The 13,753-nt window shown below is 61.1% G+C and carries 16 protein-coding genes, 1 tRNA gene and 1 pseudogene; 6 read left to right on the forward strand and 12 right to left on the reverse strand.

Annotation, left to right across the window (positions count from 1 at the left end; translation table 11 throughout):
- The first annotated feature begins 13 nt into the window (after positions 1-13).
- From EBS11_RS00425 to EBS11_RS00435, 3 genes are read left to right on the forward strand one after another with little or no spacing between them, the layout of a single operon-like run.
- On the forward strand, positions 14-409 hold the full coding sequence (locus EBS11_RS00425) for a VOC family protein (protein WP_290599650.1): 396 nt from the start codon (positions 14-16) through the stop codon (positions 407-409).
- A gap of 1 nt (position 410) precedes the next feature.
- Positions 411-1,397: a saccharopine dehydrogenase NADP-binding domain-containing protein gene (locus EBS11_RS00430; RefSeq protein WP_290599651.1), complete on the forward strand. Its 987-nt coding sequence runs from the start codon at positions 411-413 to the stop codon at positions 1,395-1,397.
- 10 nt (positions 1,398-1,407) lie between these two features.
- Positions 1,408-1,734 carry a nuclear transport factor 2 family protein gene (locus EBS11_RS00435; RefSeq protein ID WP_290599653.1) on the forward strand — a complete coding sequence of 109 codons (327 nt, stop codon included), beginning with the start codon at positions 1,408-1,410 and terminating at the stop codon, positions 1,732-1,734.
- Positions 1,735-1,968: 234 nt separating this feature from the next.
- On the opposite strand, the pseudogene EBS11_RS00440 reads toward EBS11_RS00435, so the two are convergent.
- The 7 genes and pseudogenes from EBS11_RS00440 to EBS11_RS00470 all read right to left on the reverse strand — a co-directional run.
- Positions 1,969-2,115, reverse strand: a pseudogene (locus EBS11_RS00440) (transposase domain-containing protein); the annotation flags it as partial.
- Between the two features lie 307 nt (positions 2,116-2,422).
- Complete coding sequence (locus tag EBS11_RS00445; RefSeq protein ID WP_290599655.1) at positions 2,423-2,842, reverse strand: hypothetical protein; 420 nt, start codon at positions 2,840-2,842, stop codon at positions 2,423-2,425.
- A gap of 33 nt (positions 2,843-2,875) precedes the next feature.
- Positions 2,876-3,046, reverse strand: coding sequence for a hypothetical protein (locus EBS11_RS00450; protein ID WP_290599657.1), 171 nt, complete (start codon positions 3,044-3,046; stop codon positions 2,876-2,878).
- 655 nt (positions 3,047-3,701) lie between these two features.
- A tRNA-Val gene (locus EBS11_RS00455) sits at positions 3,702-3,776 on the reverse strand.
- Positions 3,777-3,857: 81 nt separating this feature from the next.
- Entirely contained in the window at positions 3,858-4,574 is a 717-nt protein-coding gene (gene dnaQ / locus EBS11_RS00460) for a DNA polymerase III subunit epsilon (protein WP_290599659.1), read from the reverse strand.
- Between the two features lie 228 nt (positions 4,575-4,802).
- Positions 4,803-5,240 (reverse strand): ribonuclease HI, encoded by a 438-nt coding sequence (gene rnhA / locus EBS11_RS00465; protein ID WP_092800349.1) that lies wholly within the window; start codon positions 5,238-5,240, stop codon positions 4,803-4,805.
- A complete protein-coding gene (locus EBS11_RS00470; protein WP_290599662.1) occupies positions 5,233-6,009 on the reverse strand; it encodes a class I SAM-dependent methyltransferase in 777 nt (258 codons plus the stop codon). The genes rnhA and EBS11_RS00470 overlap by 8 nt, the downstream gene beginning before the upstream one ends.
- 19 nt (positions 6,010-6,028) lie before the next feature.
- Between EBS11_RS00470 and gloB the strand changes: the two genes are divergently transcribed.
- The gene (gloB, locus tag EBS11_RS00475; RefSeq protein ID WP_290599664.1) at positions 6,029-6,838 is read left to right on the forward strand and encodes a hydroxyacylglutathione hydrolase; all 810 of its coding nucleotides are present in this window, start codon (positions 6,029-6,031) and stop codon (positions 6,836-6,838) included.
- A 126-nt stretch (positions 6,839-6,964) separates the two neighbouring features.
- Here the strand turns inward: gloB and aceB are convergent, their stop codons facing one another.
- On the reverse strand, positions 6,965-8,563 hold the full coding sequence (aceB, locus tag EBS11_RS00480; RefSeq protein WP_290599665.1) for a malate synthase A: 1,599 nt from the start codon (positions 8,561-8,563) through the stop codon (positions 6,965-6,967).
- A 217-nt stretch (positions 8,564-8,780) separates the two neighbouring features.
- Between aceB and EBS11_RS00485 the strand changes: the two genes are divergently transcribed.
- Complete coding sequence (locus EBS11_RS00485) at positions 8,781-9,689, forward strand: LysR family transcriptional regulator (protein ID WP_290599666.1); 909 nt, start codon at positions 8,781-8,783, stop codon at positions 9,687-9,689.
- Positions 9,690-10,025: 336 nt separating this feature from the next.
- On the opposite strand, the gene EBS11_RS00490 is transcribed toward EBS11_RS00485, so the two are convergent.
- The 4 genes from EBS11_RS00490 to EBS11_RS00505 form a co-directional block, all read right to left on the reverse strand.
- Positions 10,026-10,229, reverse strand: a complete 204-nt coding sequence (locus EBS11_RS00490) for a cold-shock protein (RefSeq protein ID WP_010398811.1) — start codon at positions 10,227-10,229, stop codon at positions 10,026-10,028.
- A gap of 298 nt (positions 10,230-10,527) precedes the next feature.
- Positions 10,528-10,890 carry an Hpt domain-containing protein gene (locus EBS11_RS00495; RefSeq protein ID WP_290599701.1) on the reverse strand — a complete coding sequence of 121 codons (363 nt, stop codon included), beginning with the start codon at positions 10,888-10,890 and terminating at the stop codon, positions 10,528-10,530.
- Positions 10,891-10,912: 22 nt separating this feature from the next.
- Positions 10,913-11,563 carry a uracil phosphoribosyltransferase gene (upp, locus tag EBS11_RS00500; protein ID WP_046682928.1) on the reverse strand — a complete coding sequence of 217 codons (651 nt, stop codon included), beginning with the start codon at positions 11,561-11,563 and terminating at the stop codon, positions 10,913-10,915.
- 183 nt (positions 11,564-11,746) lie between these two features.
- Entirely contained in the window at positions 11,747-13,429 is a 1,683-nt protein-coding gene (locus tag EBS11_RS00505) for an isovaleryl-CoA dehydrogenase (RefSeq protein WP_290599711.1), read from the reverse strand.
- Between EBS11_RS00505 and EBS11_RS00510 the strand changes: the two genes are divergently transcribed.
- Positions 13,428-13,625: a hypothetical protein gene (locus tag EBS11_RS00510; RefSeq protein WP_290599714.1), complete on the forward strand. Its 198-nt coding sequence runs from the start codon at positions 13,428-13,430 to the stop codon at positions 13,623-13,625. The genes EBS11_RS00505 and EBS11_RS00510 overlap by 2 nt on opposite strands.
- Positions 13,626-13,753 lie beyond the last annotated feature (128 nt).

Below are 13,753 nucleotides of genomic sequence, written 5' to 3' on the forward strand. Positions count from 1 at the left end.
AGGAGAACGCATCATGCTCGATCACGTTTTTATCTGCGTCAGCGATATCGCTCGCTCGATTGCCTTTTACGAAAAAGCACTGGCGCCGCTGGGCATTGCCCATGCGCTTGACTACGACGGCCGCCAAGGCCCGGCAGGCCACCCGGACCTGAAGGGTTTCGGCGCCAACGGCCGCGTGTTCTTCTGGCTGCGCGAAGGGACGGTGGATGGCCGCGCCGCCCATGTGGGCTTCGTCGCCGATAGCCAGCGCATGGTCGACGCGGCCTTTGCGGCGGCGATGGCCGCTGGCGCCACCGACATCCATCCGCCCGGACCGCAGTTGCACTATGACCCACGCTATTACGCCGCGCAGGTGCGCGACCCGGATGGCTATAGCCTGGAATTCGTCTACAAGGAATGGCAGCACTGATATGAAGAAATTAATGATTTATGGCGCGACCGGCTACACCGGCCGCATGGCGGCGCAGTACGCCGCAGCGGCAGAAACGCCGCTTATCCTTGCTGGACGTAATGAGGCGACGCTCGTTTCAATATCCGCGTTGCTCGGCCTGGAGTACCGCGTCTTCGCACTCGAAGACACCGCAGTGCTTGATTCATCACTCGCCGATGTCGGTGTCCTCCTCAATTGCGCAGGTCCGTTCGCAAGGACTGCCAATGTCCTGATGAAAGCCTGTATTCGCCAAGGCGTGCACTATCTTGACGTCGCAGCGGAACTTGACAGCTATCGTCTGGCCGAAGTGCTCGACGGCGAGGCGAAAGCCGCAGGTGTGATGCTACTGCCGGGCAGTGGCGGCAGCGTGGCAATGCTCGGCTGCCTTGCCGGACACGCCGTCGCAAAGGCAAATAATCCATCGAGCATTCAAGTGGCCATGCATGTATCAGGTGGTTTGTCGCGAGGCTCGGCCGTCAGCGCCATGGGCAGCGTCACCGCCGAGACGCTTGCACGCCACGGCGGAGGGCTGCTTGTGCGGCCGCACGGAACGGTCCGAAAACTCGACTTTGGCAAGGGGGCAGTGGATTGCTTTCGGGTCACCCTTCCCGATCTGATTACGATCTGGAAATCAACTGGCATTCCTGACATTGAAACGTTCGTCCACGTTGCCGGTGACGGATTCCCTCAAGGAGGTGATCTCTCGGCACTGACGGATGGGCCGAGTGAGCAGGAACGGCTGGCCCATCGTTATCAGGCCGTCGCCGAGGTCACCAGTTCAGATGGCAGTGTCGTCCGCTCGGTGCTCGACACGGTCAACGGCTACACGTTCACCGCTACTGCCGCCGTCGAGGCAGGACGGCGCGTTCTCGCCGGCGAGCACCGTTCTGGTTTTCAAACCCCTGCCATGCTTTTCGGCAATGGTTTTGCCGAGACCATCGCCGACACCACAATCGTCGATGCTTGAGGAGCATTCCATGCAAAAGCTGGTTAATCAATTTATACGACTCGCCAATGCCTTTGACGTCGAGGGAACGTTGGCTCTCTTCACGCCCGATGCGGTCATCGAAGACGTGTCGGTTGGCTGTGCCTTCGCCGGCATCGAAGGTATTCGTCGCTATCTCGAACAATTCTTCGTCGGTTATAACACTGCGAGCAAGTTATTGTCGCTAGAACAACCACACAAGCAGGTGGCGCTTGTTCGCGTTGACTTCACCGGCACCTTTGGCCACGAGATTGGGTCGCTCCGAATCCAGGCCAACGCCGCCGGTCTGATCGAACGCATCGACGCCGATCTCGAGTAACCATTAAAGAAAACATTGATTGGCGCCTTCAAGGGTGCCGATGCCGGGACTGGCTGCATTTCGCAAGCCACCGGTTCAGCAAAGGAATGACTTATGACCATGTCACCAGCACTTGCCAACGAGCTCGCAGACCGGCTGGCAGTAGTCGATACCCTGTAAGCGTCGGACCACAACTGTCTTGAACGGTCATTCAATGTGACCGATGACGTCCAAGCACTGGGAGGCAGGTGTTGGTCAGGCAGGGTTTGAATGCCGACGGAAATGCCATGGCAGGAACTGGTCCACGCGGTTGACGGAGGGATCACCGATGTGTGCCAGCACATGGCGCAGCCAAGCTTCGGAATCGATCCCGTTCAGCTTGGATGTGCCGGTCAGCGAGTAAGAGCGCCTGACATCCAGAGAAACAACGGCCGCAATGCTGGTCAAACTCACCTGATATCGTTTTCGGGAGCAGCGCCACGGCCAGAGCCCTTCTTCCTGACGACCTGTGGGACCTGATTCAGCCGTTGTTGTTAGCACATCATCCTTCTCCCAAAGGCGATCAGCCTCGGAGCGAAGCTTTAGAATTACAGAAAGGAACGAAAGATTCCGCTGTATTTACCCCGCCCCCTCTAGTAGAACACCTGGTTTTTCGGTGCTCTACACTTCCGAACTCAGTACGCCCAGCCCTTGTAGCAAGGTAAGTAGATCAAATACAAACAACATTCATTTCCGCAAGGTCCTTACCAAGAGACAGCGACAATTCCGAATGCATCGACTCCCAGGTGTTGAGTTGAAATATCCGCAACAACTCAAGCAACTTCTGCGTGGCAGAAAAATGTATGACGTCCCAAACCAAATCAACGTCTAGTCCATTTTCCGAATCACCTTGCTGCAAAATATCGATAATTTCTTCTGAGCTTTTCGATTGGTAACCTTCTACCCCAGGTAATGGAGCAATAAGTCCCGCTGCCAACATTATAAATACAAACGAAACAACTTCTTTTCGCCACTCCTTTGGCGTTTCCCCACATTGCCCACCATGTATTTTAGGCAGCATTGCATTGGGGGAGAAATCGTCCAACCCAGCCAAAATAATTTGTCGCTGAATTTCAACATCGAATTTCACTGAATTTCAACATCGAATTTAATCATAAGCCGCTCAAACCCCAGGAAATTTAAATTTTGCAACGTTATCGTGATTGATAATTTTAACTGCTGCACTGCTCAACTCAACTGTACCTGTTGAAGCGGCGGTAGCGGCGGACGCATCCCCAGCAACCCTGAACTTTGCCACGCTGCTATCCAGCAGTTTTGCGACCTGAATCTCCATCAGTAGCTTAAACTCTCCTGGTGCATAATTCCTAGAAGAGGATATACCGATGGATCGTGCTAGGACCTAGGTGTCCTGCCAGGCGCTTGGCGTGCGATCTCGTGGCAGTCTGATCCACCGACGAGGTCGGGTCTGGCCTGTCTGTGCCCCCTGCCCTGCAGAGACTTCTACCGCGCTCAAGTAAAAGCTGCTTGAGCTTCGGTGGATTCCACCATGAACTCTTCCGTGGCAAAACGCCTTGCGACGGCAATCTCGGGCTCCGTGGGTCGCGGCGCAATCGATTCGAGTTAGCAGACGCGCCACACCTTCGCCTCCAACCTGCTCATGCTCGACGCGCTGCCATTGTATGTCGCCACGCAAATGGGCCATGCGGACACGACTATGGTAGTGCGTACCTACGGCAAATGGATCGCCGCAGGCCTGGACCATGGACGCAGGGAACGACTACTGCGCCGGTACGCGCAGACGAACCCGCTGCGGGCGGATGAATTCCCGAAATACAATTAACTATAGCTAGATATGCAAACGGCCGCAGAAAGCGGCCGTATTGTTTGGGGCTGGACAATGGACGAAAAACCCATTGCCCCAAGTTTGCCCCAAGTTCGTATTTCGACCAGATGTAAAATCGTAAGCCATTGAATACAAACGAAAATTTTGGTGGGAAGTGCAAGTTTCGAACTTGCGACCCCTGCAGTGTGAATGCAGTGCTCTACCCCTGAGCTAACCTCCCGAAGCGAGGCGAATTATCGCATAGGTGTTGCGGCATCCGCAAGGGCTGGCGGCAGGAAATTTGGCGCGCCCTGCTTTTTCCTCAGGCGGGCGCTGGCGGTGCCGTGACGGCGCTCCAGATGCACTGGCCCTTGGCTGCCTTGTCGAGGCCGGCTATGGTGGCCTCGTGGGCGGCCAGTTCGTCGGGCGTGGCGCTCTGGAAGATGACTTCGGCCAGGGGCACGATTTCCAGGGCGGCGCCGTCGGCGGCCACTTCCACTTCCTCTTCCATGCTGAGGCTGTTCTGGCCACGCGTCATGGCCAGGTAGACGTCGGCCAGCAATTCGGAGTCGAGCAGCGCGCCGTGCAGCTTGCGGTGGGCGTTCGAGACGCCGTAACGGTCGCACAGGGCGTCCAGTGAGTTGCGCTTGCCGGGGTGCATTTCCTTCGCTTGCACCAGGGTATCGATCACGCCATGCACCTGCTCGTGCACGGGCGGCAGGTTCAGGCGCTTGAATTCCGCGTTGAGGAAGCCGATATCGAAAGGGGCGTTGTGGATGATCAATTCGGCGCCGGCGATGTAGGCACGGAATTCGTCGGCGATTTCCGCGAATTTCGGCTTGTCGCTGAGGAATTCGGTGGTCAGACCGTGGACGGCCAGCGCGCCCTCTTCCGAATCGCGCTCGGGATTGATGTAGTGGTGAAAATTGTTCCCCGTCAGCATGCGGTTGTTCAGCTCGACGGCGCCGATCTCCAGGATGCGGTCGCCCGTGCGCGGGTTCAGGCCGGTGGTTTCAGTATCGAGAACAATTTGACGCATGGCAGGTTCAATCTTAAAAGCAAAAAAGCGAAGGGCACAGTATAACAAACCTGTGCCCCGCGATTGCAAGCAGTGACGCCGGGACGCCCCGCAACACCATGGCGGGCGGCAGCGAGGCCCGATGCGCCCTGGGGACCAGGAGACGCTCCGTACCGGCGTACCGTGCCGCCGGGGTGGCGGGCCGCGCCGGCCGCCAGTGCGGCCCGCGGTCCGCCTGCCTGTGCGGCCTTACGCGCGCACGGTTTCCACGCCCAGGTTGGCCAGTTCGTCGGCACGTTCGTTGCCCGGATGGCCGTTATGACCGCGTACCCAGCGCCATTCCACTTCATGCACGGCCTGGGCCGTGTCGAGCGCCTGCCACAGGTCGACGTTTTTCACGGGAGCCTTGGCCGCCGTTTTCCAGCCGCGCGCCTTCCAGCCGTGGATCCACTCGCTGATGCCCTTCTGCACGTACTGGCTATCGGTATACATCACCACCTGGCAGGGACGTTTGAGCGCCGTCAAGGCTTCGATCACGGCTTTCAATTCCATGCGGTTATTCGTCGTGTTCAGCTCCCCGCCATAAATTTCTTTCTTGGCGCCATCGGCCACCATCAGGGCGCCCCAGCCGCCCGTGCCCGGATTGCCCTTGCATGCGCCATCGGCGTAAATTTCTACCTTATCCATCTTGCTGTTCCCGCCTTTTATTCGTGACCGGTGCGCCTGCGGGCGCCGTCGCCGGTTTCTTGGTCCACGCCGGACCGATCAAACGCATCCCTTTGACGCGCTTGATCGCCTGCACTATATACACTGCGCCCAGATATGGCCACCAGCGCGCACCCGCCTTGTCCATGAAGGCGTTGCGGCGCAGCCATTTTTCCGTCCTGCAGGCGGGCGCGTAGCAGCCGAAGTGGCTCTGGCTCACGCCCATGTTCAGCAATTTTAACCAGTCTTTCATGCGCGGCATAGAGATCAGCTCGCCCGCCTGCGGCAGGTAATGGCGCCCCGTGACCCGTCCCAGCCCCTGGCGCATGCCCCACAGGCTGGCCGGATTGAAGCCGCAGACGATGACGCGCCCTTCCGGGATCAGCACGCGCTCGACTTCGCGCAAGACCTGGTGCGGCTCGGCGGCAAATTCCAGGACGTGCGGCAAGACCACCAGGTCCAGGCTTTGCGAATCGAAGGGCAGCTCGTCAAACGCGGCCACCAGCGTCGTGCGGCTTTCCTGCGGCGCTGGCCCCGGCAGGCGCGAATCGAGCAGCCACTTGTTCGGCATGCGGCTGGCGGCCAGCGCGTCGAGCTGGGGCAAGCCGATCTGCACGGCGTTGTAACCGAAGATGTCGACCGTCAGGCTGTCGAGGCATTGCTGCTCCCAGGCACGCACGTAGAGACCGGCCGGTGTCTGCAGCCAGCCGTCAAGCGCTATAATGGATTTTTCGGATGCCCCACTGTCCATTCAGTTTTCTCTTTGACTCATGACTCAATCTCCCGAACACGCTTTATCGGTACTTGCCGTGCCCGCCTTTGCCGACAACTACCTGTGGCTCATCCACGACGGCCGCCATGCCGCCGTGGTCGACCCGGGCGATGCGATGGCCATCCTCGATGCGCTGCAAGCCCATCAGTTGACCTTGTCCGCCATTTTACTCACGCACCACCATGCCGACCACACGGGCGGGGTGCCTGAATTGTTGCAGCATTTCGCCGTACCCGTATTCGGCCCGCGCAATGAGGCTATCACAGCCATCACGGAACCGCTTGCCGAAGGCGATGTCGCCTACGTGGCCGAACTGGGCTTGCAACTGACCGTCATCGACGTGCCCGGCCACACCAAGGGGCATATCGCCTACGTGCGCCAGCGTACGGAGCACGGCGACGCGCCCTGGCTGTTCTCCGGCGACACCCTGTTTGCGGGCGGCTGCGGCCGCCTGTTCGAGGGCACGCCGGGCCAGATGGCCGATTCGCTGGGCAAGCTGGCCGCCCTGCCCGATGATACCCAGGTATTCTGCGCGCATGAGTACACCTTGTCCAATCTGCGCTTCGCCAGCGCCGTCGAGCCGGGCAACCTCGTCCTGCAGGAGCGCGTTGCCGTCGACACGGAAAAGCGCCAGCAAGGCTTGCCTACCGTGCCGTCGACCATCGGCCTGGAAAAAGCCACCAACCCCTTCCTGCGCTACCGCGAACCGGCCATCCTGACCAGCCTGAAGGTGGAAGGCAAGCTGGCCGCCGACGCCTCGCCCGTGGAAGCGTTTGCCGCCTTGCGCATGTGGAAGAACAATTTCTGAGGACAGCTGGGTCAAGCTGCTGCATGTCGCCACGGTTTTCTCAGGCACTGCCGACATCCATACAAAAAATCCCGGCCGATGCTTGCATGCATCGCCGGGATTTTTTATCGATCTAGTTGATCAGGATCAGATTTCTTCGTACAGCGGCAAGGTCAGGAACTCGGCGAACGATTCGGCGGTCGACATTTCTTCGAAGATCTGGCCCGCACGCACATAGGTGGGGCCATTGCCGCCCGGCGCTTCGCGCTGCACCTTGGCCAGTTCTTCCGGAATCATGGCGCGCACCATCTCGGCCGTGACCTTGCGGCCATCGTCCAGCACGCCCTTGGTCGAACGGATCCATTGCCACACTTGCGAGCGGCTGATCTCGGCCGTGGCCGCGTCTTCCATCAGGTTGTGGATAGGCACGCAACCATTGCCGGCCAGCCAGCTGCCCAGGTAGTGGATGCCCACATTGATGTTGTAGCGCAAGCCTGCTTCCGTGATCGGCGCTTCCGGCTGGAAATTGAGCAAATCCGCCGCCTTCACGTCGATGTCGGGACGCTGCTTGTCGATCTGGTTCGGCTTGTCACCGAGCACTTTCGTGAATTCGCCCATGGCCAGTTCCACCAGGCCAGGATGGGCCACCCAGCCGCCGTCGTAGCCATCGGTGGCATCGCGCGCCTTGTCGTTGCGCACGCCGCCCATGGCAATGTCGTTCTTTTCCGGATCGTTCTTGATCGGGATCAAGGCCGCCATGCCGCCGATGGCCGGTGCGCCCCGCTTGTGGCAGGTTTTCAGCAGCAGCAAGGCGTAGGCGCGCATGAACGGCGCCGTCATCGTGACCTTGGCGCGGTCGGCCAGGCAGAAATCCTTGTCCAGCTTGAATTTCTTGATGCACGAGAAGATGTAATCCCAGCGGCCCGCGTTCAGGCCCGAGCTGTGCTCCTTGAGTTCGTACAGGATTTCATCCATTTCAAACGCCGCCAAGATGGTCTCGATCAGCACGGTCGCCTTGATCGTCCCCTGCGGCAAGCCCAGTTCATTTTGCGTCATGACAAAGATGTCGTTCCACAGGCGCGCTTCCAGATGCGACTCCATCTTCGGCAGATAGAAGTACGGGCCGGCGCCGCGCGCCAGCTGTTCCTTGGCGTTATGGAACATGAACAGAGCAAAGTCGAAAATGCCGCCGGAAATGCGCTTGCCGTCGACCAGCACGTGCTTTTCATCGAGGTGCCAGCCGCGCGGACGCACGACGAGGGTGGCGATCTTGTCGTTCAGCTTGTAGGACTTGCCATTTTGCTCCAGCGAAATCGTCTTGCGCACGGCGTCGTACATATTGATCTGGCCCGTCAGCTGGTTGTCCCAGTTCGGCGTGTTCGAATCCTCGAAGTCCGTCATGTAGCTGTCGGCGCCGGAATTGAAGGCGTTGATGACCATCTTGCGCTCGACGGGGCCCGTGATTTCTACGCGGCGGCATTCCAGCGCCTTCGGGATCGGCGCGATTTTCCAGTCGCCATCGCGGATGTGTGCGGTTTCTGGCAAGAAATCAGGACGCTCGCCCGCGTCCAGCCGCTTGGCCCGTTCCACGCGCACGGCCAGCAATTGCTGGCGGCGCGGTTCAAATTCGCGCGTCAGCTTGGCCACCAGCGCCAGCGCCGCCGGCGTCAGGATCTGTTCATAGCCGGGCTGGATGTCACCCGTGATTTGCATGCCATCGGGAAGTGCGATCGTGTTCTGCGTCATGAAGTTCTCCGGTTTTTAATAAATATAAGCAAAGGTGATCTGGTGAGCCAAGTATAAGCGGAACGACTGCGCGGGCAAGCCGGACAGAGGCGCAAAAAACACTCTGCCAGGCGGCGCGTTTGTTCTATAGTAGTGCACTATAAAGCATGGAAACGAGATTAAAAATCACTTCATCTATGCGTTTTTATCACAAGTGACGGCGTTGCGGGAGCATGACATGGGGCAGTTCAGACAAATATCGACCTTCGTGGAAGTGGTAGCCAAGGGCAGCCTGTCGGCCGCCGCGCGCGCCGAGGGCATCGCCCCGGCCATGATAGGCAGGCGCCTCGACGCGCTGGAGCAGCGCCTGGGCGTGAAATTACTCCAGCGCACGACGCGCAAGCTGGCACTGACGAATGAAGGCGCCGCCTTCCTGGAAGACTGCCAGCGCATCCTCGGCGAGCTGGAAGAGGCGGAAGCGGCCGTGGCCGTGCGCAGCGTGAAGGCCAGCGGCCACCTGCTCATTTCCGCGCCGGCCGGCTTCGGGCGCCAGCACGTGGCGCCCCTGATTCCCTCTTTTGTCGCCGAGCACCGCGACGTGACGGTATCGCTGAACCTGAACGACCGCCTCGTCGACCTGATCGGCGAAGGCATCGACGTGGCCATCCGCATCGCCAGCCTGTCCGATTCCTCCCTCGTGAGCACCAAGCTGGCGGACAACCAGCGCGTGCTCGTCGGCTCGCCCGCCTACCTGAAACGGGCGGGCACGCCGCGCATCCCGGCCGACCTGGCCAAGCACAATTGCCTGGCGATCAGCAGCGAAGGCAGCCAGCGGGGCTGGACCTTCCGCGAAAACGGCAAGAATGTGACCCTCAAGGTGGCGGGCAACATGGTCTGCAACGATGGGGAAGTGCTGCACGACTGGGCGCTGGCCGGCAAGGGCCTGGCATGGCGCTCGATGTGGGAAGTGGGCGCGGAGATCGAATCGGGCCAGCTCGTGACGGTGCTGGACCAGTTTGCCGCGCCGGGCAACGACATCTACGCCGTGTTCGCCCAGCGCCGCCACCTGCCGCTGCGCATACGGGCATTCGTGGATTTTTTACGGCACAGCTATGCGCAAGCCGATTACTGGCGCGTGCCCGCCTGATCACGCCATCCGAGGGCGCCGGACACAGCCTGTTGCGCGACGGCATGGAAGACCTGCGGTGCTCGCCACTCCGGCGGCCCGCACTCAAGATACGCTTGCGCTCCCCGCCCCGCCTGCCGCTCGCGACGGCGTTGCCGGCACCGTGGCGTCGATGGCTTCACAAGCAGGGCGCGCGCTGGTGGCGCGGCATGCGCCGGCAGCGCCACAAGGGCAAAGCATGGCGCGCAAGGGCCGCATGTGCCGGCAACCGCATGAAAAACCCGTGCCTCACGGAAATTCAGGCGAAAAAAAATCCCCGGAGACCGAGGATTTCTTTATTTCGTTTGATCCAGCGTATTAGATTGGCTGAATGTTCGAAGCTTGCTTGCCTTTAGGGCCAGCGGTCACTTCAAAAGAAACGCGTTGGTTCTCTTGCAGGGACTTGAAGCCGTTCGACTGGATAGCCGAGAAGTGAGCGAACAGATCTTCGCCGCCTTCGTCAGGGGTAATAAAGCCGAAACCCTTCGAATCATTGAACCATTTTACGATGCCAGTTGCCATTACAATTTCCTATTTCAGTTAAGTTGGGCTTGCGCCCGTTATATCGTTTGAAGCAAGAAAGAAATGACAGACAAACTGCACTACTACCTCGAATCCAACGATGCCCAATTATACCAACAAAACTGAGAAAAACCATTCTTTCGCAAAATAAACTTGCGAACACCACTTTAATAGCCAAATCCCCGTCTTGCGGCGCCCTGTACCAGCGGCATGGACACACTATATCCTAATCTGCGACGCGGGGGCTTTGCGTTGTATCAAATGAATCATTGCAACCACATCGCCTAAACGTTGTCGCTCATGCGCTGAAGTGGGTGGCGGCCGCATCGCGTCCCGCCCAGCGCAGCAGCGCGTCCACCTGCCCGCTCAGCGCCGGCCAGTCGGCCAGCACCTGCCCCGGCTCATTGAGCAGGCCGCGCACCAGCTGTTCGAGGCGCCGGCATTCCTGGCCCAGCGCGGCGAAACCGAAGGTGGCCGCCGAGCCTGCCACGGCGTGCAGGGCCCGGTGCAGCTGCGTCAGCGGCTCCAGGCGCGGCCCCTCGCTGTCGCAGCGCTGTTGCGCCTGCGCGATGGCCAGCATCAGGGCCGGCACGCCGGCCGCATATTTTTCATTCAAGGCACGCAAACGGGCGCGAAAATCCGGGTCGATCAAGGTTGCCATCGCAATACTCGCCTGAATGCGCTTATTTGGTGCCGAAGATGCGGTCGCCCGCGTCGCCCAGGCCCGGCACGATGTAGGCGTGGTCATCCAGGTGGGAATCGAGCGCGGCGCAGAACATCTTGACGTTCGGGTGCGCGTTCTGGAACACGGTCACGCCTTCCGGCGCGGCCACGAGGGCCAGGAAGATGATCTGCTCGTCCGTCACGCCCCGTTTTTTCAGCACGTCGACGGCATACACGGCCGAATTGCCCGTCGCCACCATCGGATCGCACAGGATGAAGGTGCGCTCGTTCAGGTCCGGCAGGCGCACCAGGTATTCCACGGGCATGTGGGTGGCGGGGTCGCGGTACACGCCGATGTGGCCCACGCGCGCCGATGGCACCAGGTTCAGCAGGCCGTCGCTCATGCCGATGCCGGCGCGCAAGATAGGCACGATGGCCAGTTTCTTGCCGGCAATCACGGGCGCGTCGATGGTGACCAGCGGGGTCTTGATTTCGCGCGTCGTCAGCGGCAGGTCGCGCGTGATTTCATAGCCCATCAGCAAAGTGATTTCCTTGAGCAATTCACGGAAGGTGCGCGTCGACGTGTCGTGCTCGCGCATGTGACTCAATTTGTGCTGGATCAAAGGGTGATCGGTAATGAACAAATTCGGGAAGCGTGGATCTTGTTTCATATTGTTTTTCTTTCTCTACTCTCTGGCGCGGCGGCAAGCCTGGGCCGCAGGCGCGCTGTGTGTCGATAAAATCATGGATTCCAGCATTATCCCAGCCCGCAGCCCGCCTGTGGCCGGAATTTTCGAAATAATTGCAGAGCATGCCGCCCTGGCGGCGGGCGGCATGCCACCGCCGCGGGCGAATCAGTACTCGCGCAGGGCGCGCGCGAGGATGGCCGCGCAATCGGTGCCGGCCGGCAAGCGACCATAGGTGCCGCCCGGCGCCTGCACCAGGCGCGACTGCAGGAACGCTTGCGCGACACAGGGCGGCGCGTGGCGCAGCAGCAAGCCGGCCTGCACGGCCAGCACGATGCGTTCCGATAGTTGCCGCGCGCCAAACTCATCCGTTTGCGGCCCGTCCAGCTCGGCCAGCAGGCGCGCGCGATAGGCCACAAAGGCGGCATGCTCGTCGCCGGCCAGCGCCAGTTCGGCCGCCAGGGCGTCGCGCGCGGCGGGCGACTTGCCGAAGGCGCGCAAGACGTCGAGGCACATGACGTTGCCCGAGCCTTCCCAGATCGAGTTGACGGGCAGTTCGCGGTACAGCCGCGCCAGCGGCGCATCTTCCACGTAGCCGGTGCCGCCCAGCACTTCCATGGCTTCCGCGCCGAAGCCTGGCCCCCGCTTGCAGATCCAGTACTTGCCGGCCGGCGTGAGCACGCGCGCCAGCATGGCTTGCCCCGCATCCTCCTTTTCATCGAAGCAGCGGGCCAGGCGCAGCGCGAAGGCCGTGGCGGCTTCCGATTCGAGCGCCAGGTCGGCCAGCACGTTCTGCATCAGGGGCTGTTCGACGAGCGGCTTGCCGAACACGGCCCGCTGGCGCGCGTGGTGCAGCGCCTGGGTCAGGGCGGCGCGCATGATGCCGGCGCTGCCCAGCACGCAGTCGAGGCGCGTGTGGCTGGCCATTTCCAGGATGGTGGGGATGCCCCGCCCCGGCTGGCCCACGAGCCAGCCATACGCATTCGCGAACTCCACCTCGGACGAGGCGTTCGAGCGGTTGCCCAGCTTGTCCTTCAGGCGCTGCACGCGGATGGGGTTGCGGCTGCCGTCGGGCAGGTAGCGGGGCACGAAGAAACACGACAGCCCGCCCTCGTCCGCCTGCGCCAGGATCAGGTGGGCATCGCTTTGCGGCGCCGAGAAAAACCATTTGTGGCCGACGATGCGCCAGGCCCCGCCGGCCTCGTCGCCGAACAGGGCGCGCGCTTCGTCCGCCGGCACGGGAGTGGCCCGCGTGGTATTGCTGCGCACGTCCGAGCCGCCCTGCTTTTCCGTCATGCCCATGCCGACCAGGGCGCCGCGCTTCTGTTCCACCGGCAAGGAGCGGGGATCGTACTCGCGCGACAGGATCTTCGGCAGCCAGCGGGCGGCGATTTGCGGCAGATCAAGGGCCTGGCGCAGCGCCGGCACGGAGGCGTACGTCATCGTCACGGGGCATTGCGCGCCGTTTTCCACCTGCCCCACCAATAGATAGGCGGCCGCGCGCGCCACCTGGGCACCCGGGCCGGGCGCGGCCCAGGGCGCGGCATGCGTACCGGCGCCGATCAGGATCTCCATCAGGGCATGCCAGGCGGGATGGAAGGCCACTTCATCGATGCGGCGGCCGGCGCGGTCGAATTGCTGCAATTCGGGCCCGTGCCGGTTCGCTTCGCGCGCCAGGGCGTACGTGTCCGCGCGGCCCAGGCGCTCGCCCAGCGCGTCGAGTTCCTGCCGCGCCGCGCCGCCTCCTTCGCGCAGCAGCGCCTCGGCCAGGGCGGGGTCGCAGGCGAACAGATTGACGTTTTCAAACGGCGTCGCCTGGTTGAAAACTTCATGCGTGTCAAAGGCATTCATGGGTATCTCCGTTGCGATTTGTTATCATGGCGCCCTTGCCGCCACTGGCACGCCATCCCCGTCGTCTGCCAGCCAGACTAGCGCAAACGCGCCAGCGGGGCAAGCGCGCCACGGCGGCAAGCGGATGGATAAAAAGCACCGCGTCGAAAAGCATGCGGATTTCGTCAAGCGCGGCAGGAATATTTACAAAACCTGAAGCAATGTTGCTCTATTTCATGTAATCGGGTGCTTTTCAATGATACATTTCGTGTGGATCGCGTTCCGATAGTAACCCTGTGCCCGGCGGCGGAGCAGCCGCGCGACGCACTGTTTTCGCTGGCGCCC

This window comes from Janthinobacterium sp. (assembly GCF_009923995.1).
Taxonomy (GTDB): Bacteria; Pseudomonadota; Gammaproteobacteria; order Burkholderiales; family Burkholderiaceae_D; genus Janthinobacterium.